Origin of the sequence: Rhodococcus sp. ARC_M12 (genome assembly GCF_022810385.1) — a bacterium.
GTDB lineage: Bacteria > Actinomycetota > Actinomycetes > Mycobacteriales > Mycobacteriaceae > Rhodococcoides > Rhodococcoides navarretei.
The window spans coordinates 1-544 of sequence record NZ_JALGQI010000062.1 but is presented as its reverse complement, the minus strand read 5'-3'; the positions used below and the strand labels follow the sequence as shown (position 1 = coordinate 544).

The window sequence follows — 544 nt, the reverse complement described above, 5'->3', positions numbered from 1 at the left end:
ACCCGAAGCCGGTGGCCTAACCCCTCGTGGGAGGGAGCCGTCGAAGGTGGGATCGGCGATTGGGACGAAGTCGTAACAAGGTAGCCGTACCGGAAGGTGCGGCTGGATCACCTCCTTTCTAAGGAGCATTCTCCAGAACATGTACCAGCACACAGGTGCTCGGATGATGGTCTGGCAGAGCCCGTTTCGTTCCCACACGTGGAACGGCGGGAGCTCACGGGTGGAACACTGACAACCAGACATCGCGTATCGGTGGGTCTTCAACGACTCCGCCGGCGATGTCTATATCGATGCACTGTTGGGTCCTGAGAGAACACGCGAGTGTTTCTTTCAAGGCAAGACATATATGCAGGCTTTCACTGTCTGGCAGACCGCATCACTTCGGTGGTGGTCATGGTGTGGATATCAGGTGGGAGTGTGTGTGTTGTTTGAGAATTGCACAGTGGACGCGAGCATCTTTGTTGTAAGTAATGAAGAGCGTACGGTGGATGCCTTGGCACCAGGAGCCGATGAAGGACGTAGGAGGCTGCGATAAGCCTCGGGG

General features: G+C 56.2%; 2 rRNA genes. Both read left to right on the top strand.

From position 1 onward, the window contains the following. Positions 1 to 118: ribosomal RNA gene (locus MTX35_RS25355) — 16S ribosomal RNA — on the top strand; the annotation flags it as partial. A 343-nt stretch (positions 119 to 461) separates the two neighbouring features. Further along, positions 462 to 544: ribosomal RNA gene (locus MTX35_RS25350) — 23S ribosomal RNA — on the top strand; the annotation flags it as partial.